18 protein-coding genes and 2 tRNA genes are annotated in these 19,683 nt (G+C 63.8%); 12 read left to right on the top strand and 8 right to left on the bottom strand.

Features of this window, described 5'->3' with window-relative positions; genetic code table 11:
• Positions 1 to 52 precede the first annotated feature (52 nt).
• The gene (locus tag ACTRWG_RS15550; RefSeq protein ID WP_462829560.1) at positions 53 to 472 is read right to left on the bottom strand and encodes an Hsp20/alpha crystallin family protein; all 420 of its coding nucleotides are present in this window, start codon (positions 470 to 472) and stop codon (positions 53 to 55) included.
• 136 nt (positions 473 to 608) lie between these two features.
• Here ACTRWG_RS15550 and ACTRWG_RS15545 point away from each other — a divergent pair, with 136 nt between their 5' ends.
• Positions 609 to 1,283 (top strand): nitroreductase, encoded by a 675-nt coding sequence (locus ACTRWG_RS15545; RefSeq protein WP_462829559.1) that lies wholly within the window; start codon positions 609 to 611, stop codon positions 1,281 to 1,283.
• Between the two features lie 22 nt (positions 1,284 to 1,305).
• The gene (dtd, locus tag ACTRWG_RS15540; protein ID WP_027238215.1) at positions 1,306 to 1,752 is read left to right on the top strand and encodes a D-aminoacyl-tRNA deacylase; all 447 of its coding nucleotides are present in this window, start codon (positions 1,306 to 1,308) and stop codon (positions 1,750 to 1,752) included.
• Positions 1,753 to 1,917: 165 nt separating this feature from the next.
• On the opposite strand, the gene ACTRWG_RS15535 is transcribed toward dtd, so the two are convergent.
• Positions 1,918 to 2,118: a hypothetical protein gene (locus ACTRWG_RS15535; RefSeq protein ID WP_260003513.1), complete on the bottom strand. Its 201-nt coding sequence runs from the start codon at positions 2,116 to 2,118 to the stop codon at positions 1,918 to 1,920.
• Positions 2,119 to 2,164: 46 nt separating this feature from the next.
• Between ACTRWG_RS15535 and ACTRWG_RS15530 the strand changes: the two genes are divergently transcribed.
• The 8 genes from ACTRWG_RS15530 (at position 2,165) to ACTRWG_RS15495 (ending at position 10,435) form a co-directional block, all read left to right on the top strand.
• The gene (locus ACTRWG_RS15530; protein WP_027238216.1) at positions 2,165 to 3,748 is read left to right on the top strand and encodes an ABC transporter substrate-binding protein; all 1,584 of its coding nucleotides are present in this window, start codon (positions 2,165 to 2,167) and stop codon (positions 3,746 to 3,748) included.
• Entirely contained in the window at positions 3,749 to 4,705 is a 957-nt protein-coding gene (locus tag ACTRWG_RS15525) for an ABC transporter permease (protein WP_027238217.1), read from the top strand.
• Complete coding sequence (locus tag ACTRWG_RS15520; RefSeq protein ID WP_027238218.1) at positions 4,702 to 5,517, top strand: ABC transporter permease; 816 nt, start codon at positions 4,702 to 4,704, stop codon at positions 5,515 to 5,517. Before ACTRWG_RS15525 ends, ACTRWG_RS15520 begins: the two co-directional genes overlap by 4 nt.
• Positions 5,514 to 7,151 (top strand): ABC transporter ATP-binding protein, encoded by a 1,638-nt coding sequence (locus tag ACTRWG_RS15515; RefSeq protein WP_027238219.1) that lies wholly within the window; start codon positions 5,514 to 5,516, stop codon positions 7,149 to 7,151. The genes ACTRWG_RS15520 and ACTRWG_RS15515 overlap by 4 nt, the downstream gene beginning before the upstream one ends.
• Positions 7,152 to 7,365: 214 nt before the next feature.
• Positions 7,366 to 8,007: a DUF1326 domain-containing protein gene (locus ACTRWG_RS15510; RefSeq protein ID WP_027238220.1), complete on the top strand. Its 642-nt coding sequence runs from the start codon at positions 7,366 to 7,368 to the stop codon at positions 8,005 to 8,007.
• 88 nt (positions 8,008 to 8,095) lie between these two features.
• Positions 8,096 to 8,839, top strand: coding sequence for a DUF2182 domain-containing protein (locus tag ACTRWG_RS15505; protein ID WP_462829558.1), 744 nt, complete (start codon positions 8,096 to 8,098; stop codon positions 8,837 to 8,839).
• Positions 8,840 to 8,971: 132 nt separating this feature from the next.
• Entirely contained in the window at positions 8,972 to 9,808 is an 837-nt protein-coding gene (locus ACTRWG_RS15500; protein WP_027238222.1) for an alkaline phosphatase family protein, read from the top strand.
• A gap of 69 nt (positions 9,809 to 9,877) precedes the next feature.
• Positions 9,878 to 10,435 carry a DUF4453 domain-containing protein gene (locus tag ACTRWG_RS15495; protein WP_027238223.1) on the top strand — a complete coding sequence of 186 codons (558 nt, stop codon included), beginning with the start codon at positions 9,878 to 9,880 and terminating at the stop codon, positions 10,433 to 10,435.
• 6 nt (positions 10,436 to 10,441) lie between these two features.
• Here ACTRWG_RS15495 and ACTRWG_RS15490 read toward each other — a convergent pair whose 3' ends face one another.
• The 4 genes from ACTRWG_RS15490 to ACTRWG_RS15475 form a co-directional block, all read right to left on the bottom strand.
• Positions 10,442 to 11,368: an alpha/beta hydrolase gene (locus tag ACTRWG_RS15490; RefSeq protein ID WP_027238224.1), complete on the bottom strand. Its 927-nt coding sequence runs from the start codon at positions 11,366 to 11,368 to the stop codon at positions 10,442 to 10,444.
• Positions 11,369 to 11,488: 120 nt separating this feature from the next.
• The gene (locus ACTRWG_RS15485) at positions 11,489 to 13,384 is read right to left on the bottom strand and encodes an acyl-CoA synthetase (protein ID WP_027238225.1); all 1,896 of its coding nucleotides are present in this window, start codon (positions 13,382 to 13,384) and stop codon (positions 11,489 to 11,491) included.
• 211 nt (positions 13,385 to 13,595) lie between these two features.
• Complete coding sequence (locus ACTRWG_RS15480) at positions 13,596 to 15,395, bottom strand: ABC transporter transmembrane domain-containing protein (protein WP_260003501.1); 1,800 nt, start codon at positions 15,393 to 15,395, stop codon at positions 13,596 to 13,598.
• Positions 15,396 to 15,582: 187 nt separating this feature from the next.
• A tRNA-Gly gene (locus ACTRWG_RS15475) sits at positions 15,583 to 15,656 on the bottom strand.
• A 172-nt stretch (positions 15,657 to 15,828) separates the two neighbouring features.
• Here ACTRWG_RS15475 and ACTRWG_RS15470 point away from each other — a divergent pair.
• The gene (locus tag ACTRWG_RS15470; protein WP_462829557.1) at positions 15,829 to 16,536 is read left to right on the top strand and encodes a CbiX/SirB N-terminal domain-containing protein; all 708 of its coding nucleotides are present in this window, start codon (positions 15,829 to 15,831) and stop codon (positions 16,534 to 16,536) included.
• A gap of 124 nt (positions 16,537 to 16,660) precedes the next feature.
• A tRNA-Cys gene (locus ACTRWG_RS15465) sits at positions 16,661 to 16,734 on the top strand.
• 131 nt (positions 16,735 to 16,865) lie between these two features.
• Here the strand turns inward: ACTRWG_RS15465 and ACTRWG_RS15460 are convergent.
• Together ACTRWG_RS15460 and ACTRWG_RS15455 are read right to left on the bottom strand one after the other, a co-directional pair.
• Complete coding sequence (locus ACTRWG_RS15460) at positions 16,866 to 18,479, bottom strand: AMP-binding protein (RefSeq protein WP_462829555.1); 1,614 nt, start codon at positions 18,477 to 18,479, stop codon at positions 16,866 to 16,868.
• 1 nt (position 18,480) lies between these two features.
• Positions 18,481 to 19,641 (bottom strand): acyl-CoA dehydrogenase family protein, encoded by a 1,161-nt coding sequence (locus tag ACTRWG_RS15455; protein WP_027238229.1) that lies wholly within the window; start codon positions 19,639 to 19,641, stop codon positions 18,481 to 18,483.
• Positions 19,642 to 19,683 lie beyond the last annotated feature (42 nt).

The following is a 19,683-nucleotide window of genomic DNA, read 5'->3' as shown; positions in this document are numbered from 1 at the left end:
TGCGGCCGGTTCCTTTCCCCGGTATTCTGCCGGAACCGCAGCCGACCCCTTGTCAGCCCTTACTGATCTCGATCTTGCGGGCGGTCTCAGGCTGCTCCAGCGCTTTCTTCGGCACCGAGATATGCAGAACGCCGTCCTCCATCCTGGCAGAGGCCGCCTGCCCGTCGGCATCCTCCGGCAGGCGGAAGGAACGGCGGAAGGCACCATACTGGCGCTCGCTGAAGTACCATGTGTCGCCTGTCTTCTCGGACTGGGTTTTCTTTTCGCCGCGGATCGTCAGCACGCCGTTGTCCACGGTCAGCTCGACATCTCCAAGAGCGACGCCCGGAAGCTCCATCGCAATGTCATAAGCCTCTTTGCCCGAAGAGGCCTCAGTTGCGGGATTGAGCCAATCGGTGAGACGGGTTCCGAAGCTGCGGAACGGGTCATAGAGCGACGGCCAGAAACCGCCGTGTTCGGTTTTTTCCACCATAGTTCAACCTCCTTTCCTGTTTCGGCCCATTGTATCCCTGACGCTGCGGCACTGCCTTGATCCGGCGCAAGCGGGGCGCTTGCGCAAAGGAAATTCTGACGCCAGTCTGGCCCTCAGCCGCCCGGAGGGACCTGACGTGACACCCGAACTGCAACGCCTGAACAAACTGTTTGCCGCGCGCCACAGCTGCCGGGCCTTCCGCCCGGAGCCGGTGCCGCGCGCGGTGATAGATGACATCCTGCGGACCGCGCAAAAGGTGCCCTCATGGTGCAATGCGCAGCCCTGGAAGGTGACGATCTGCAGCGGCGCTGAAGCGGAGCGCGTGCGGGCCGCCCTTCTGAAGGCGGCCGAGGACGGCGGGCACAGCCCGGACCTGCCCTTTCCCGATGGCTACTCGGATGAGTATCAGCAGCGCCGCCGCGACTGCGGCTGGGCGCTGTATGAGGCTGTCGGCGTGCAGAAAGGCGACCGTGCGGGCTCGGCCCGGCAGATGATGGAAAATTACCGGCTGTTCGGCGCACCCCATTGCGCGATCCTGTCCTCTCCGGCGGAGCTGGGATCCTACGGCACGATGGATTGCGGCGGCTTTGTTGCGGCCTTCACGCTGGCGGCCCAAGCCGCCGGGGTTGCCAGTATCCCGCAGGCGGCGGTTGCCTCCTTTGCACCGCTGCTGCATGAACTGCTGGACATACCGGACGACCGGATCATCCTCTGCGCCATCTCCTTTGGTTACGGCGACGGAGACCACCCGGCCAACAGCTTCCGCACCAGCCGGGCGGCGCTGGAGGAATTTGCGGACTGGCGCGGCTGAGGCAGGACAAGGACAAACACAGATGCGGGCATTGATTCAGCGGGTCAGCGAGGCCTCGGTCACGGTGGATGGCGAAACCCTTGGCGAAATCGGCCCCGGACTGCTGATCCTGGTCTGTGCCATGCAGGGCGACAGCGAAGCCCAGGCGGATCAGCTGGCCGCCAAGATCTCCAAGCTCAGGATCTTCAAGGATGAGGGCGGCAAGATGAACCTCTCGGTGCTGGACACCGGCGGCAGCGCCCTGGTGGTCAGCCAGTTCACCCTGGCCGCAGACACCCGCCGCGGCAACCGGCCCGGGTTTTCGGCAGCCGCATCCCCGGCAGAGGGCGAGCGGCTGTATGACTATTTTGCGGGCCAGCTGTCGCGGCTCGGTTTGGAAACAGCCAAGGGGCGCTTTGGCGCCGACATGAAAGTGCGGCTGCTGAACGACGGCCCGGTGACCATCTGGATGGATACGGAACAGGCCTGATCCGGCCATCGCGCCCCAGTGGCCCCAGCGGCCCCACCCGCCGGAAACGCGCTGTCAGCCGGCCCTGCCGGCGGCAGCGACGACGTTTTCAGGCCAGAAAGCATCGATTCTATCCCTGTTACCGCCAGCATTGCACCTCGAACCGGCCAAATCATAAAAAAACCGTCATTCCTGCGCACAAAAATTTCTTGTCGCATTCCAGATGTTTTTTTGATTTACACCCGGCATGGCAGCGAAAAACGGCACCTTACTTGAAAAAGGCGACTTCCCTTCAGCAGCCCTTGCCGGCGTGTGCGCGGCCTTACCAAGCGTTTCACGAATAACGCTTGCGAGGTGGCAGCAAATGCGCAAATCTTGAACCACCAATCAAAAAACGGGTGCTTACGGCACCGCAACCAATCGGGAGAGACCTATGAACAGACACATGCAGTACCTGGCCAGCCAGGCTGTGGCAGGCAAGCTGTCGCGCCGCGACTTCCTGGGCAAGGCCGCAGCACTGGGCTTTACCGCTGTATCCGCCAACCTGCTGCTGTCCAGCGCCGCCAAGGCGGCTGGCCCGCAGAAAGGCGGCACCATCCGCCTTGGCCTGCAGGGCGGCTCCACCACCGACAGCCTTGATCCTGCTCTGGTCACCAACACCGTCGGCCTGATGGTCACCCGCCTGTGGGGTGAAACCCTGGTCGAGCTGGCCGAGGACGGCGGCATCGAAGGCAAGCTGGCCGAAAGCTATGAAGCCTCGGCTGACGCCAAGACCTGGACCTTCAAGCTGCGCCCCGGCGTGACCTACTCGAACGGCCAGAACGTGACCGCCGAGGACGTGGTCAAGACCATGGAGCGCCACAGCGGCGAGGACACCAAGTCCGGCGCCCTGGGCATCATGCGCGGCATCAAGGACGTGCGCGCGGACGGCGACAGCGTTGTCTTCGAACTGGACAGCCCGAACGCCGACTTGCCTTATCTGCTGGCCGACTACCACCTGATCATCCAGCCGAACGGCGGCAATGACGATCCGGCAGCGGCCATCGGCACCGGCCCCTACATCATGAAATCCTCCGACATGGGCGTGCGCTTCGTGGCCGAGAAGAACCCGAACTACTGGGGCGATCTGGGCAATGCGGACACCGTGGAGATCATCGTCATCAACGACGACACCGCCCGCGTCGCAGCGCTGCAGTCCGGCCAGGTGGATGTGATCGACCGGGTGCCGCCGCGCACCGCGAAACTGGTGGACCGCGCGCCGAACATCACCGTGCACTCGACCTCTGCGGCCGGCCACTATGTGTTCATCATGCACTGCAACACCGCGCCGTTTGACAACAACGACGTGCGGATGGCTCTGAAGTACGGCATCAACCGCCAGGAAATGGTCGACAAGATCCTGAACGGCTATGGCACCGTGGGCAACGACACCCCGATCAACGCCTCCTATCCGATGTACACCGAGCTGGAACAGCGCCAGTTCGACCCGGACAAGGCGATGCACCACATGAAGAAGGCTGGCCACGACGGCGCCATCCTGCTGCGCACTTCGGACAACTCCTTCCCCGGCGCGCCGGATGCCTCCGCCCTGTTCCAGCAGTCGCTCAACAGCGCGGGCATCAAGCTGGACGTCAAGCGCGAGCCGAACGATGGCTACTGGTCGGAAGTCTGGAACAACAAACCGTTCTGCACCAGCTACTGGGGCGGCCGTCCGACTCAGGACCAGATGTTCACCACAGCCTATCTGTCCACCGCGGACTGGAACGACACCCGCTTCAACAACGAGCAGTTCGACCAGATGCTGGTTGCCGCACGCGGCGAGCTGGACGTTGCAAAGCGGACGCAGATGTATGCTGACATGTCGATGATCCTGCGCGACGAAGGCGGCCTGATCTGCCCGATGTTCAACGACTTCGTCGAAGCGACCACCGACAAGGTCGACGGCTTTGTCGAAGGCATCCCGGGCCAGGTTCTGATGAACGGCTACGCCGCCAGCAAACTGTGGGTCAAAGCCTAAATGTCCCCGGTATTGAAACTTTTGGTTCAGCGCATTGCGCTGAGCCTCCTCCTCCTTTTGCTTATCTCGATGGTGATTTTCGCGGGCACGATGGTGCTGCCCGGCGATGTTGCCCAATCGATTCTGGGCCAGTCGGCGACTCCGGAAGCACTTGCCAACCTGCGGGCTGAGCTTGGGGTCAACGATCCGCCTGTGCAGCGCTATTTCGCCTGGCTGTTCGGCGCCATCCAAGGCGACCTGGGCACCGCGCTCACCAGCGGCCAGGATATTTCCGAGGCCCTCGCCAGCCGTTTCTGGAATACCCTGTTCCTGGCCTTCTGGGCAGCCGTCGTTGCTGTGCCCCTGGCCATTTTCCTTGGCCTGCTTGCTGTCCGCTTCAAGGACCGCTGGCCCGACAAGCTGATCTCCGGCGTCACCCTCGCCTCGATCTCCATTCCCGAATTCCTGATCGGCTACGTGCTGATGTACGTCATTGCGGTGCAGCTGCGCTGGTTCCCCTCTGTGGCGATGGTCAACGACAACATGAGCCTGTTTGAAAAGCTCAACGCCATCGCTCTGCCGATTGCCGTGCTGACCCTGGTGGTGCTGGCGCACATGATGCGGATGACCCGCGCGGCGATCCTGAACGTGATGCAATCGGCCTACATCGAAACCGCCGAGCTGAAGGGCCTCAACGCCTTTCAGGTGATCTACCGGCATGCCTTCCCGAACGCCATTGCCCCCATCGTCAACGTGGTGATGCTGAACCTCGCCTATCTGGTGGTGGGCGTCGTGGTGATCGAGGTGGTCTTTGTCTATCCCGGCATGGGCCAGTATCTGGTGGACCACGTGTCCAAGCGCGATGTGCCTGTTGTGCAGGCCTGCGGACTGATCTTTGCGGCCGTCTATATCGGCCTCAACATGATCGCTGATATCGTCGCCATCCTGAGCAACCCGCGCCTGAGGCATCCGAAATGAAGAATATCCCCATTTCCGCACTCATCGGGCTGTTCTTTACGGCCTTGTACTTTCTCGGCGCGATTTTCGCGCCGCTGCTGGCCCCCTATGGGGTTGGCGAAGTGGTCGGCGACGTCTGGGAACCCGCCAGCTCGGAGTTCCTGCTGGGCACTGACAACATCGGACGGGACCTGCTGACCCGGATGATCTATGGCGGCCAGACCACGATCTTCATCGCCACTGCAGCAACCCTGCTGTCCTTCACCACCGGATCCATCCTGGGCTTTATCGCCGCCGAGGCCGGCGGCTGGCTGGACCAGGCAATGTCGCGCTTTGTCGACCTGATCATGTCGATCCCGACGCTGATCTTCGCCCTGGTGGTGCTGTCGGTCATGCCGGTGACCATTCCGATTCTGATCGTCGTGATGGGCCTGCTGGACTCGACCCGGGTCTACCGGCTGGCGCGCGCGGTTGCGGTCGATATCGAGGTCATGGACTACGTCGAAGCCGCGCGGCTTCGCGGCGAGAAGACCTCCTGGATCATCTTCCGCGAGATCCTGCCGAACGCGCTGTCGCCGCTGGTCGCCGAAATGGGCTTGCGGTTCATCTTTGCGGTTCTGTTTGTCTCCACCCTGTCCTTCCTGGGCCTTGGCGTTCAGCCGCCGGCGGCCGACTGGGGCGGCATCGTGAAGGAAAACAAGGACGGGATTGTCTATGGCATTCCTGCGGCCCTGATCCCTGCCTTTGCCATCGCCACCCTGGCGATCTCGGTCAACCTGGTGGCTGACTGGGTGCTGAACCGGACCACATCGCTGAAAGGAGGCCGCGGATGAGCGATACCCTGTTGAAAGTCCGCGACCTGAAAATCGGCGCAACCGTCTATCCGCCGGGGGAACGCCCCCGCGACATCGAAATCGTGCACGGGGTCAGCTTTGACCTCGCGCCCGGAAAGGTGTTGGGGCTGATCGGTGAATCCGGTGCCGGCAAATCGACCATTGGCCTCGCCTCCATGGCCTATGGCCGCGGCGGCGTGAAGATCACCGGCGGCGAGGTCTGGGTCAACGGCCGCGACATCCTGAAGTCCAAGCTTGGCGACATCCGCAAGCTGCGCGGCGGCGAGGTCACCTATGTCTCGCAATCCGCGGCGGCCTCCTTCAACCCTGCCAAGAAGATCATGGACCAGGTGGTCGAGGCCGCGGTCGAGCAGAAGAAGTTCTCCCGCAAGCAGGCCGAAGCCCGTGCCCGCGCCCTGTTCGCCAAGCTGGGCCTGCCGGATCCGGACAACATCGGCGAGCGCTACCCGCACCAGGTGTCTGGCGGCCAGCTGCAGCGCTGCATGACCGCGCTGGCGCTGTGTCCTGAGCCGGATCTGGTGGTGTTCGACGAGCCGACCACCGCCCTCGACGTGACCACCCAGATCGACGTGCTGATGGCGATCAAGGAAGCGATCCGGGATACCGGCGTTGCCGCGCTCTACATCACCCACGACCTGGCGGTTGTGGCGCAGGTAAGCGACGACATCATGGTGCTGAAGATGGGCAACACGGTTGAATACGGCCCTGTCGACCAGATCATCAACAACCCGCAGGAGGAGTATACCCAAGCGCTGGTCTCGGTCCGCTCCATCGAGCATGAGGAAAAGGCTCCCACCGAGGAGCCGGTGCTGAGCGTGCGCAACATCACCGCCCGCTACAAGGGCACCAGCTTCGACGTGCTGCACAATGTGAACGTCGACCTGTACCCCGGCCAGACGCTGGCGGTGGTGGGCGAATCCGGTTCCGGCAAATCCACCCTCGCCCGCGTGATCACCGGCCTGTTGCCGCCGCGCGAGGGCGAGATCGAGTTTGCCGGCCGCACGCTATCGCCCGATCTCAAGGGCCGCAGCCGCGAGGACCTGCGCGAGCTGCAGATGATCTATCAGATGGCGGACGTGGCGATGAACCCGCGCCAGACCGTCGGCACCATCATCGGGCGCCCGCTGGAGTTCTACTTTGGCATGCGCGGCGCGGAGAAGAAGAAGCGGATCATCGAACTGCTGGATGAGATCGAGCTGGGCGAGAAGTTCATGGACCGCTACCCGGCGGAGCTGTCGGGCGGCCAGAAGCAGCGCGTATGCATCGCCCGCTCGCTGGCGGCCAAGCCCAAGATGATCATCTGCGACGAGGTCACCTCGGCGCTGGACCCGCTGGTGGCGGACGGCATCCTGAAGCTGCTCCTGGACCTGCAGAAGATCGAGGACGTGGCGTATCTGTTCATCACCCACGACCTGGCGACCGTGCGCGCCATCTCCGACAACATCGCGGTGATGTACCAGGGCAAGGTGCAGCGCTACGGCGGCAAGTCCAAAGTGCTGAGCCCGCCGTTCGACGATTACACCGACCTCCTGCTGAGCTCCGTTCCAGAGATGAAGCTCGGCTGGCTGGAAGAGGTGATCGCCCACCGCAAGATGGAAAGCGCCGGCAACTGAGTCCACCACAAGATGCAAAGCCCCCGCCCCAATGCGGGCGGGGGCTTTTTCTTTTTATACATACATGATTTTGTGATAATTTAACGGTGCAGGGAGAGTGCGGCGACATCAGCCGCAAGCAATAATACGATCACCGCGTGCGGCTGTTTTCATGCAGGTCTAACCCGAATACTCCGGGCAGTTTTGCGTTTCAGGCAGAACAGGAGGGGATGCCATGACGGATTGGGCTATTCACGGACAGGAAATCGGAAACTGCAACTGCAACCCGGGATGCCCCTGCCAGTTTTCCCAGCTGCCCACGGACGGCACCTGCGAGGCTTTGCTGACGTACCGCATCGACAAGGGGCATTACGGCAATGTCCAGCTGGACGGCCTGTTCGCCGCAGTGATCTATAAATGGCCAGGCCCCGTGCATGAGGGCGGCGGCCAGATGCAGATGATTATCGACGAACGCGCAACAGCCGAACAACGCGCAGCACTGGAAGCGATCATGACAGGCGAAGACACAGATGAGTTCGCCACGATGTTCTCTGTGTTCAGTCTGATGAGCCCGACCAAGCACGAGACGCTGAGCGCAGCAATTTCGCTGGATTATGACGCTGAGAGCGGCACCGGCCAGGCCAAGGTGGGCGGCTATGCAGAGACCAAGGTGCAGCCGATCCCGAACATTGTTTCCGGTGACCCGCATTTCGTCAGCATTGCGCTGCCCAAAGGCTTTGAATTTTCCGAGGCCACCATGGCGTGCGGCTCCACCCAGACCCGCAATGCAGCGATCAGCCTGGAAAAGAACAGCGGAACCCACGCCCATATCGCCGAGCTGCACCTGACCGGCAAAGGCGTAGAGCGCGCGGCCTGAGGCGGTCATGCCGCAGGTCCAGCAAGACACAGGGCCGGTGGAACGGCTGGCCCGCCACGACCAGGCGGTCGTGCTGGGCGCCGCAACCATGGTTGTCGTGCTGAGCGCACTCTACACCGTGCTCGGCACCGGCATGGACATGACTGCGGCCGAGATGACCAGGATGGCCGGCCCGGTCGGCGAGCCGATGCAAATGGGAACCGGCGCTCCGTGGACCGCAGGCTACGCCGGTCTGGTCTTCCTGATGTGGTGGATCATGATGATTGCCATGATGACACCCAGCGCCGCCCCCGTCCTGCTGCTGTTCACCGCCATCAAGAAAGCGGGCGCGCGTCCTGCACAGGCGCCGCTGCTCAGCCTCTTGTTCCTGTGCGGCTACCTGCTGGCCTGGGGCGCCTTTTCAGCCGCAGCCACCGCCTTGCAGTGGGGGTTGGAAACAGTTGGGCTGTCGGATGGCCCGATGATGTCGCTCAGCAGCCGTGCCCTTGCGGGTGCGTTGCTGCTGGCGGCGGGCGCCTATCAGTTTACCCCCTGCAAGCACGCCTGCCTCTCTCACTGCCGTATGCCGGTTCATTTTTTGACCGCGCATAACCGCACAGGCTTGGCTGGTGCTGTGCTGATGGGCGCCCATCACGGCGCGTATTGCCTGGGCTGCTGCTGGGCGCTGATGCTGCTGCTGTTTGCGGGCGGTATTATGAACCTGTACTGGATCGCCGGTATTGCCCTCTATGTGCTTGCCGAGAAGCACCTGGCACGCGCCAGGCCGGTCGTTCCGGCCACCGGTATCCTGCTGATGCTTGCCGGCGGCTACCTGATGGCTACCGCTTTCTGAACCGCGGCGGCCCTGCCCGCTCACCAGAATTTGCCGCTTTCAGACCATCCATTCGCTTTTTGAATGGCGCTTCAAGAAACTGACATCAAAATGGGGCACCGAAGCCATTGCAAGGCAAGAGGGATTCGGGCCATGGACAACAAACTTCTGCTTATCATTCTGGACGGCGTGCCCTGGCGCAACTTCCGGCGCCTGTTCGGAAACCTGGAAGGCTGGGTGGACAGCGGCGATGCCCGCGTCTGGAAGCTGCGCAGCGTGCTGCCGTCGATCTCTGCCAGCTGCTATGCCTCGATCCACACTGGCGTGGCCCCCGCCATCCACGGCTGCACCGGCAACGCCAACGTGTTCCGGCTGAAAGAAAAGGACGTGTTCAGCCAGGTGCGCGAGGCGGGCGGCGTAACAGGAGCCGTGGCGCACAGCTACTGGTCCTCTTTCTTCAACCGGCATCCGTTCGACTACGTGCGCGACATCGAATATGACGAGCCCGAAAGCAAGACAATCAACCACGGCCGGTTCCACACCATGACCGGCTACGGCAAGGACAACCAGATGACCCCGTCGGATGTCGATCTGTTCGGCACCCTGACCAACCTGTGCCTGCGGTTCGGCCTGGATTACGGCATGCTGCACACCTGCACACTGGACAGCATGGGCCACCGCTATTTCCACGACTGCCAGGAAATGGACCACGCCTGCTTTGTGATGGATGAGATGCTGGCCCCTTTCATCACCCGCTGGCGCGATCTGGGCTATGAGGTGATCGTCACTGCCGACCACGGCCAGGACGAGCGCGGCCACCACGGCGGCCGCAGCCCGCTGCAGCAGGAAACTGCGCTCTACTATTTTGGCGATGCCGACGGCCCCGACCACAGCGATGTCATCGACCAGCGCCAATTGGCCCCGGCCATCCTCCAGCGGCTGGGCGCGCCCATCGCGGAAACCATGAAGGCTGAACCGTTCCTGAAGTAACGCGGTTGCGGCGGCTGTGTGCTAGACTGCCCCTCAGCCGCCGTTTCCAATTGCCAGAAAGGATTGCCCGTGAAATCCCTTGTTACCGCCCTCTGCCTGCTAGCCGGCCCGGCTCTGGCCCGCGATACCTGCCACGATCTGTGGTTCACCAGAAACGCGCTGATCGACCGGGCCGGCTATTGCTTCGGCTCGCCGCTGGGCCAGGCCGTCTTTGACAACACAGGCTGCATCGGCAAGTCCGTCTCCCTGCCGCCGCAGGACGCGCGGACAGTGGCACAGGTCAAACAGATGGAGGCACGCATCGGCTGCCGGGTGAACAACCGGCAGACCTATCTGAACCTGGACGACCTGTACCTGCGTTATCAGCTGTGGGACCTGCCGGTGCATGACGAGTTTGAAGGCGCCTGCCTGGGCTGGCTGGGCCCCGTGATGGGCCTGCGGGCCGGACACCGGCCGGACGCCCCTCTGGTCGGGCAGATCAATCCCGGCGACTACATCAAGTTCTCCCATATCCCGGTTGGCAGCTGGACCTACGTCACCACCTCCGGCCCGGACTGGCGGTTCATCAGCGGCGGCTGGCTCGATACTTCGCTGTATGAGGAACAGTGCCGGGATTTTGCCGGTTAGGCGGGACTAGTCGTCATAAGCCCAGATTCCCTGCCCCAGCGCCTCGATCGCGATCGAGATCCTCTCGAAACTGTCACGGGCGCGGCTGACGCTGTGGCGGGCGCGCAGATAGCCATGGATCAGCCCCGGCTCGTTGATCCAATGCGCTTTGCCGCCGGCAGCGGCGATGCGGTCGCGGTAGTCACGCGAGTCATCGCGGACCGGGTCGCAATCCGCCGTCACCAGCACCGTAGGCGGCAGCCCCGAAAAGTCGCTGTCTGCCAGCGGCGCGAACCGCGGATCATCCTTCGGCGCCCCGCCATCCGCGCGAATATCCATATAGTAACGCACGTCCTCGCGGGTCAGCATCGGTGCCTGGGCGTGTTCGATATAGGACCCCTGGTCCATATCACCGCCAAAGACGCCATAGATCAGCACCTGACCCAGCAACGCATCGGTCCGGCCCCGGGCGTGGTGCGCCACCGCAGCACAGATGTTTGCCCCGGCGCTGTCGCCCGCCAGCACAATCCCCTTGCCATAGGTCTTTTCCGCCCAGGTCAGCACGGTCCAGGCGTCTTCGAACCCGGCGGGATGCTTGTGCTCCGGTGCCAGACGGTAATCCACCGCCACCACCCTGTAACCAGTCTGCGCACAGATCTCGGCGCAGATATCGTCGTGGCTGTCGAGGCCGCCGACCACAAAACCGCCGCCGTGGCAGAACAGCACCGTGCGGGTGGGATCGCCCGCGGAATAGATGCGCACTGGCACGCCGCCGGCCCGGGTGTCCTTGATGGTGACGAAGTCCGGACGCGGCGCCCGGAACTCCCGGGCCATGCAGTCGTAAATGCGGCGCTGCTCGTCTATGGACATTTCCACGGCGTCATCGGGATAGAGCTCGCCGGTCTTCTGGATGAAATCCCAGGTCTCCTCGTCGATCAGCCGTTCGTAGTCCATCTGCGAGCCTCCCTGCGCGCCTCGTTTTCCCGAGCCTAGGCAGAGATTCCCGCAAATGGAATGCCTGAATGAAAAAGCGCCCCGCAGGGCGCCTTTTGCTGTTGCATCTGATGGCGGAGGTCACGCTGCCGCGGCCGGCTCCCAGGGCCGGGTGAAGCTGTTCAGAACGCCGTTGATATCCGCATCCTGGCTGCCGTTGGCGGCGACCTGCGCCACCAGCCCGCGCTTCTTGTCATCAATCACGCTGACAACCCGCGCAGCCACCCCGGCCTTTTCCAGTGCGCCATTGTAGACACGGGTGATCGCCAGCTTGCGCAGATCCGGCTTGAACACCTTGCCCACCGCAGTTTTCGGCAGCTCATCCAGCACCGTCAGATGCTTGGGGATCGCTGCGCGTTCGTGCACGTGGATCTTGCAGTATTCCAGCAGCTCCTGCTCGCTGACAGAGGCCCCGTCCACCAGCTCGACAAAGGCGCAGGGCAATTCACCGGAATGGGCGTCCGGCTGGCCGATGGCCCCGGCAAAGGCCACGGCCTCATGCCCCAGCAGCGCCTCTTCGATTTCCGCCGGGTCGATGTTGTGGCCGCCGCGGATGATCAGGTCCTTGGCGCGGCCGGTGATCCACAGGTAGCCATCCTCGTCGATACGGCCCAGATCGCCGGTGCGCAGGAATTTTTCCTGATAGTAGAGATCCACGTTCTTTTCGGCCTCGGTATAGGTGTTGCCGGCAAAAACCCCGGGATTGGACACGCAGATCTCGCCCACCTCGTCCACACCGCATTCCAGCGGGCCGCCGTTGGTCTGCTTGACGATCCGAACGTCCGTATACGGGAACGGAATGCCGACAGAGCCGACCTTCTTCTCGCCGCCGGGCGGGTTGCAGGACACCAGACAGGTGGCCTCAGTCAGGCCGTAGCCCTCGACAATGGTCACACCAGAGGCGTTTTCGAAACGCTTGAACAGCTCCATCGGCATCGGGGCGGAGCCGGAAAACGCCGTCTTGACGGTCGAGATATCGGCATCCACCGGCCGCTGCATCAGCGCCGACACCGCGGTGGGCACGGTGATGACAAAGGTGATCTTCCAGCGCTCGATCAGCTTCCAGAAATTGTCGAAAACCCCCTCGCCGCGGTAGCCCTGCGGGGTCGGGAACACCACATGCGCGCCAGAGGCCACCGCCGCCATCATGATCACATGCACCGCAAAGACATGGAACAGCGGCAGCGGGCAGATGATGTTGTCTTCCTCGGTGAACAGCAGGGTGCTGCCCAGCCAGCCGTTGTAGACCAGGCCCGAGTATTTGTGCTGCGCCACCTTGGGCATGCCCGTGGTGCCGCCGGTGTGGAAATAGCAGGCCACCCGGTCGCCGGCGCTGTCAGCAAAGCTCAGCGTCTTGGGATGCTTCGCCATTTCCTTGGCAAAGCTCATGTAGTCGGCGTGGGCAGCCTTGGCCTGGTTATCCAACTTGGGCCGCACCAGCGGCACGATCCAGGACTTGGGCGGCGTCAAGTAGCGGTTCAGGTCCACCTCCAGCACCGTGTTCACTCCGGGCGCATGGCGCACCGCCTCGGCCACTTTCTGCGCCACGTCGGTCTTGGGGAAAGGCCGCAGGGTCACCACCACCTTGGCCTTGGTCTCGCGCAGGATCGAGGCGATCTGCTCCGGCTCCAGCAGCGGGTTGATCGGGTTCACGATCCCCGCCACCGCGCCGCCCAGCATGGTCACCAGCGTCTCGTTGCAGTTGGGCAGCACATAGGCGACCACGTCCTTCTCGCCGATCCCCAGCGCGCGGAACATGTTGGCCGCCTGGCTCACCTGCTCCTTCAGCGTGCGCCAGGTCAGCGTTTCCGCCTTGTCCGCAGGGCCAGAGAAGATCTGATAGCTGACCGCATTGCTGTCCGGAAATTTATCCGCCGTGCGCGACAGCAGCCCATACAGCGTGGCTGGCAGATCCCGCGCCTCATACGGCATTTCGTTCTGCAGCGCGTTACGGTCCGTAATCCCGCAAAAACCCATTCGTCTCCTCCCCGTGCCCCCGGTGTTTCGGGGTGTGTTCTCGTTCGCCTCAGACTATTGCAAACACGCATTTGCGCAAGCTCCGGCACGGGGTCACGTCAAGGCAGGTTGCGGCATGACGTGACGCCAATTCCACCAAGAATTGACCTTTTGCTGCAAAAAACGCCCCGGACAGGGTCCGGGGCGCCTGGAATCATGCGAATGCGTGCGGTTACTCCGCGGCCAAACCTTCGGTGAACTGCAGCTTGGCAAGGCGCGCATAAAGACCGCCCTGCGCCACCAGCTCATCATGGCTGCCGGTGGCGACGATGCGCCCCTGGTCCATCACAACGATGCGGTCAGCCTTTTTCACGGTGGCCAGACGGTGCGCCACAATCAGCGTGGTGCGGCCCTGGCTCAGCTCATCCACCGCGGCCTGCACCAGCCGTTCGCTTTCCGCATCCAGCGCCGAGGTCGCCTCGTCCAGCAGCAGCACCGGCGCGTCGCGCAGGATCGCACGGGCAATGGCGATCCGCTGCTTCTGCCCGCCCGACAGCATCACCCCGCGCTCGCCGACAAAGCTGTCGTAGCCGTCCGGCAGCTTGGAAATGAACTCATGCGCCGCAGCAGCTTTGGCGGCAGCTTCCACTTCCGCATCGGACGCATCGGGGCGGCCAAACCGGATGTTCTCGCGGGCCGAGGCGGCAAAGATCACCGGATCCTGCGGCACCAGTGCGATATGGCGGCGGAACTCGTCCCGCTGCAGGTGCTTCAGCGCAATGCCGTCCAGCTTCACCGCGCCCAGATTGGGGTCATAAAAGCGCTGCAGCAGCTGGATGATGGTGGTCTTGCCAGCGCCGGACGGACCGACAAAGGCGACCGTCTCGCCCGGCTTCACAGCCAGCGACACCTCCTCCAGCGCCGAGACGTCCGGGCGTGACGGATAGCGGAAGGAGACATTCTCGAACGCGATCTCGCCCTTAACAGGCGCGGGCAGCACTTGCGCCGCTGCCGGGTCCAGCACGGTATCCTGGGCGTTCAGCAGCTCCACCAGCCGCTCAGTCGCACCGGCAGCGCGCTGCAGTTCGCTCCAGATTTCCGACAGCGCGGCGACGGAGCCCGCCACCAGCACCGCGTAGATCACAAACTGGATCAGCGTGCCCTCGGACATCACGCCGGCGCGCACATCGTTGGCCCCCATCCACAGCACGCCGACAATGCCTGAGAACACCAGGAAGATCACGATCACCGTCAGATAAGCCCGGGTCCGGATCCGGCGGCGCGAGACGTCATAGGCGGTCTCGGTCATCTCACCGAACTTCAGGCGGCTGGCGCTTTCATGGGTAAAGGCCTGGACCGTCTGCACCGCCCCCAACGCCTCCCCCGCGTTGCCGGAGGACGCGGCGATCCAATCCTGGTTCTCCTTGCTGATCGCGCGCAGCCGGCGGCCCAGGAACAGGATCGGCACGATCACCGCAGGCACGATCAGCAGCACCATCATCGTGAGCTTCGCGGAGGTCAGCAGCATCAGCACCATGCCGCCCAGGAAAATCAGCAGGTTGCGCAGCGCAATCGACACCGACGAGCCCAGCACCGACTGGATCAGCGTGGTGTCGGTGGTGATCCGGCTCAGCACCTCGCCGGTCATGATACGCTCATAGAATTCCGGGCTCATGCCGATCACCCGATCAAACACCGCCTTGCGGATATCCGCCACCACGCGCTCGCCCAGCCGCGTCACCAGCGCATACCGCACCCCGGTGCCAACAGCCAGCAGCGCTGCAATCCCCAGCGCAGCACCGAAATAGAGGTTCAGCAGCTCGGAATCGGAGACCCGGAAGTTGTCCACCACCCGGCGCACCGCCAAGGGCAGCGTCAGCGACAGCGCCGCCGTCAGCACCAGCGCGCAGGTGGCTGCAAACATCAGCCCCCGGTAAGGGCGCATAAACGGCCACAGCGCCGAGAGCACACCAATCTTGCGGGACTTTTCCCGCTCCTGTTCCGCGTTCGGGGCCGCTTGTCTCCGCGCCATTCCGGATCCTTCTGCACTTTTGGTCTTGCGGGCCGAAAACCCGCGCATTTGCCAAGGTTCATGGCCCCGCAGGCCCCGCGCGTCAAGCGCAGAGCAGTTTCAAACTGCGTATGAGAATGGCGCCAGCCCGCGTCACACTGTATCAGCGGATCAGCGCGGCGCTTCGGCAGGCGGTGCGGGGAAGGTCTGGAGCGGGTAGCGGGAATCGAACCCGCACCTTAAGCTTGGAAGGCTCTTATGATACCATTTCACCATACCCGCTCAGGACATCTGCTGATTTAGGTGAAGCGCCGGGGAAGGTCAACCACCTTGAATTGCTTTCTCCGGGGGCGGCCGGAAAATTATCTGCAGCCCTTGCGGAACGCCCCCCAAGACCCCCAAATAACAGGATAATCCGCTGCCCGGCAGCCCCTCAACAATCCGGACGCACGCTGTGACCCAAAGCCCGAAAACCGCCGTCATCACCGCCCACGGACAGCCCTCCGCGCCCGCGCCCGCCGAAGCGGACCTGGCAAAACTCGCAGCGGATGTTGCCGCATACCTGCCGGAGTGGGATGTGCGCTCCGCCACGCTCGCAACGCCTGGGCGGCTGGAGGAAATGACGGAGGACGGCGCCGTGGTCTACCCGTTCTTCATGTCCCAAGGCTATTTCACGGCCAGGGTGCTGCCAGAGCGCCTGAAAGGGATCAACTGCCATATCGCGGCGCCCTTCGGCCTCGATGCCGCCTTGCCGCCGCTGGCGGCCCGGGCGATTCAGCAGGCAGCACTGGCACAAGGGTGGGATCTAGGCGGCCTCCACCTGCTGCTGGCCGCCCACGGCTCTGCCCGCGGACTTAAGGCAGCCGAGGCCGCAGAAGCCTTTGCCGCCAGACTGCGTCCGATGCTGCCCGGCTGCACGGTCACCCCCGGCTACGTCGAACAGGACCCGCGTGTTGAAACCGCGGCGGCTTCCCTGCCCGCCCGCGCCCTCTGCCTGCCGTTCTTCGCCCAGGCCGGCGACCACGTGAAAGAAGACATTCCCGAAGCGCTGGAGGCAGCGCAGTTCGGCGGCCCTGTGCTGCCGGTCACCGGCGCGCTGCCGGGTGTCCCCGGGCTGATCGCCAAGGCCATCCGCAGCGCGGCCTCAGACCGCGAACCCTGACGCAACTCGGGCCCGGCGGGATTCTACCCAACCGGAAAGAAAAACAATTTTAGGCCGGGGCAAGGACAAAACGCCTCTTGCACCGGCGCCGGGCATGTGATTAATCACGCCTTACACCACGGATGGCGAGTTGGCGGAGTGGTGACGCAGCGGATTGCAAATCCGTGTACACCGGTTCGATTCCGGTACTCGCCTCCACACTCGTTCACTAACATCCGTGAGATCCGCAAGCGCTGCCGCCACACAGGCAGCACGCGTTTTGCGCCGCACCGAACACCCCGGCGGCACGGCGCCCGCCAAGGGCGTTCTGCTGAAGATATCCTCTACAACTACCCTTTCAGCCGGAACCGCTGGATCTTGCCCGTCTCCGTCTTCGGCAGCGCGTCAGTGAACACCACCGAGCGCGGGTATTTGTAAGGTGCGATCTCCGCCTTCACGTGGTCCTGCAACTGCTTGATCAGATCCTCCGACGGCACAAGCCCTGCGGCCAGCACCACATGCGCCTGCACGATCTCCCCGCGGGCCTCGTCCGGGGCACCGACTACCGCGCATTCCGCCACCGCCGCATGCGCCAAGAGCGCCGCCTCCACCTCAGGGCCGGCGATGTTGTAGCCGGAAGAGACGATCATGTCGTCGTTGCGGGCCGCGAAATGCAAATAGCCGTCCGCGTCCTGGATGAAGCTGTCACCGGTGATGTTCCAGCCGTTCACCACGTAAGCCGCCTGCCGGTCATCCGCCAGATAGCGGCAGCCGGTCGGGCCCTTCACCGCCAGCCGCCCGGCCTCGCCGCGCGGGGCTTCGTTGCCGTCTGCGTCCAGCACCCTTACCCGGTAGCCGCCCACCGGTTTGCCGGTGCAGGCGGGCCGGTGGTCGCTGAAGCGGTTGGTGATGAAGATATGCAGCAGTTCGGTTGCGCCGATCCCGTCCAGCATCGGCTTGCCGGTTTTCTCCATCCACTCCTGATAGACCGGCGCGGGCAAGGTTTCGCCCGCCGAAACCGCCGCCCGCAGCGAGGACAGATCCGCCCCCTCCTCCATCGCCCGCAGCATCACCCGGTAGGCGGTCGGCGCGGTAAAGCAGACCGTTGCCTTGTATTTCTCGATGATCTCGATCAGGTTCGGCGGCGAGGCATTCTCCAGAAGCGTCGCCGCCGCGCCGAACCGCAGGGGGAAGATCGCCAGCCCGCCCAGGCCGAATGTGAAGGCCAGGGGCGGTGAGCCGACAAACACGTCCTCCGGCTGCACATCCAGCACTTCGCGGGCATAGCCATCGGCGATGATCAGCAGGTCGCGGTGGAAATGCATCGTTGCCTTGGGCGACCCTGTGGTGCCGGAGGTGAAGCCCAGCAGCGCTACGTCATCCCGGCCGGTTCTCACCGCCTCATAGGTCACCGGCCTCTCCAGCGCCAGCCGGTCCAGTTCCGCATCGTGGTTGGAGGTGCCGTCAAACCCGACAACCGTTTTCAGGAACTTCGACTCCTTGGCGCAGGCCACCAGCTCATCCTTCAGACGGGTGTCGCACAGCGCGTGGGAGACCTCGGCCTTGTCGACGATCTTGGCCAGCTCGCCCTTCCGCAGCAGCGGCATGGTGTTGACAACCACCGCGCCCGCCTTGGTCGCCGCCAGCCAGCAGGCCACCATCGCCGGGTTGTTGGCCGAGCGGATGAGCACCCGGTTGCCGGGCTTCACGCCCAGGTCCTCGGTCAGCACATGCGCCAGCCGGTTGGTCCAGTCGGCCAGTTCCTTGTAGGTGCGGTACCGGCCGTTACCGATCAGCGCGGTGCGGTCGCCAAAGCCCTTCTCCACCATCGCATCGGTCAGCTCGACCGCCGCATTCAGGTATTCTGGATAGTCGAAGCCCTCCAGCAGGAACTCCGGCCACTGGTCGATGGGCGGCAGGTTATCCCGGGCGAATGTGTCCACATGGGCGGTTGGTCCCAGCATCTCAATTCCCTCCCTGAAAGGCACCCAGCGCCTGGCGCGCGATCACCACCCGCTGCACGTCCGAGGCCCCCTCGTAAATCCGCAAGGCCCGGATATCGCGGTAAAGCTCCTCCACCTTCTGGCCCCGGCGCACACCATCACCGCCGTGCAGCTGCACCGCCTTGTCGATGACCTGCTGCGCCTGATCGGTGGAGAATAGCTTGGCCATCGCAGCTTCCCGCGTGACCCGCGCGGCACCGGAATCCTTGGCCCAAGCGGCGCGGTAGACCAGCAGCGCGCTGGCATCCACATCCAGCGCCATGTCGGCGATATGGCCCTGCACCATTTGCAACTCGAACAGCGGCGCCCCTTGCACCGTGCGCTCGCTCACCCGCTGCAGCGCCTCGTCCAGCGCCCGGCGGGCAAAGCCCAAGGCGGCGGCGGCCACGGTGGAGCGGAACACGTCCAGCACCGACATCGCGATTTTGAAGCCCTGCCCCGGCTGCCCCAGCAGCGCCGATTTCGGGATGCGGCAGCCGGTGAACCGCAGCGTCGCCAGCGGGTGCGGCGCGATCACCTGCTGGCGCTCAACAACTTCAAAACCCGGCAGGCCTGCGGGCACGACAAACGCCGACAGCCCCCTGGCGCCCGGCGCCTCGCCGGTGCGGGCAAACAGCGTGTAAACATCGGCAATCCCGCCGTTGGAAATCCAGGTCTTCTCGCCATTCAGCACATAATGGTCGCCATCCAGCGTGGCGGACATGGTGGAGTTCGCCACATCCGACCCTGACTGCGGCTCGGTCAGGGCAAAGGCCGAAATCGCCTTGCCTGCCCGCGTCAGCGGCAGCCATTCCGCCTGCTGCTCCGGGGTGCCGAACAGCGAGATCGCGCCGGTGCCCAGCCCCTGCATGGCAAAGGCAAAATCGGCCAGCCCGTCATGGCGCGCCAGCGTCTCGCGGATCAGGCACAGGGTGCGAACGTCCAAGGTCTCCCCCGCTTCGGCGCCTGAATGCCGTGTCCAGCCCGCCTCGCCCAGGGCCGCAACCAAAGCCCGGCAAGCGGCGTCGGTATCGGAATGATCAATCCCGCCCAGATTCGCCCCGGCCCAGTTGTCCAGCTCTGCCGCCAAGGCGCGGTGGCGGTCCTCAAAAAACGGCCATTCCAAAAACGACTTGTCTGCCATCTTCACTCCTCCCCGGCCAGAGAACGGATCCGCTCCTTCATC

Source organism: Leisingera sp. G5_S3_59_S7 (genome assembly GCF_054968485.1).
Note: the sequence above shows the minus strand (reverse complement) of the source record. Positions and strands in the feature narration are given on the sequence as shown.

Bases quoted from the DNA above. Each gene is read 5' to 3' on its own strand.
- ACTRWG_RS15550 (WP_462829560.1), bottom strand. From the start codon at position 472: ATGGTGGAAAAAACCGAACACGGCGGTTTCTGGCCGTCGCTCTATGAC.
- dtd (WP_027238215.1), top strand. From the start codon at position 1,306: ATGCGGGCATTGATTCAGCGGGTCAGCGAGGCCTCGGTCACGGTGGAT.
- ACTRWG_RS15530 (WP_027238216.1), top strand. From the start codon at position 2,165: ATGAACAGACACATGCAGTACCTGGCCAGCCAGGCTGTGGCAGGCAAG.
- ACTRWG_RS15525 (WP_027238217.1), top strand. From the start codon at position 3,749: ATGTCCCCGGTATTGAAACTTTTGGTTCAGCGCATTGCGCTGAGCCTC.
- ACTRWG_RS15520 (WP_027238218.1), top strand. From the start codon at position 4,702: ATGAAGAATATCCCCATTTCCGCACTCATCGGGCTGTTCTTTACGGCC.
- ACTRWG_RS15515 (WP_027238219.1), top strand. From the start codon at position 5,514: ATGAGCGATACCCTGTTGAAAGTCCGCGACCTGAAAATCGGCGCAACC.
- ACTRWG_RS15510 (WP_027238220.1), top strand. From the start codon at position 7,366: ATGACGGATTGGGCTATTCACGGACAGGAAATCGGAAACTGCAACTGC.
- ACTRWG_RS15505 (WP_462829558.1), top strand. From the start codon at position 8,096: ATGGTTGTCGTGCTGAGCGCACTCTACACCGTGCTCGGCACCGGCATG.
- ACTRWG_RS15500 (WP_027238222.1), top strand. From the start codon at position 8,972: ATGGACAACAAACTTCTGCTTATCATTCTGGACGGCGTGCCCTGGCGC.
- ACTRWG_RS15490 (WP_027238224.1), bottom strand. From the start codon at position 11,368: ATGGACTACGAACGGCTGATCGACGAGGAGACCTGGGATTTCATCCAG.
- ACTRWG_RS15485 (WP_027238225.1), bottom strand. From the start codon at position 13,384: ATGGGTTTTTGCGGGATTACGGACCGTAACGCGCTGCAGAACGAAATG.
- ACTRWG_RS15480 (WP_260003501.1), bottom strand. From the start codon at position 15,395: ATGGCGCGGAGACAAGCGGCCCCGAACGCGGAACAGGAGCGGGAAAAG.
- ACTRWG_RS15460 (WP_462829555.1), bottom strand. From the start codon at position 18,479: ATGCTGGGACCAACCGCCCATGTGGACACATTCGCCCGGGATAACCTG.
- ACTRWG_RS15455 (WP_027238229.1), bottom strand. From the start codon at position 19,641: ATGGCAGACAAGTCGTTTTTGGAATGGCCGTTTTTTGAGGACCGCCAC.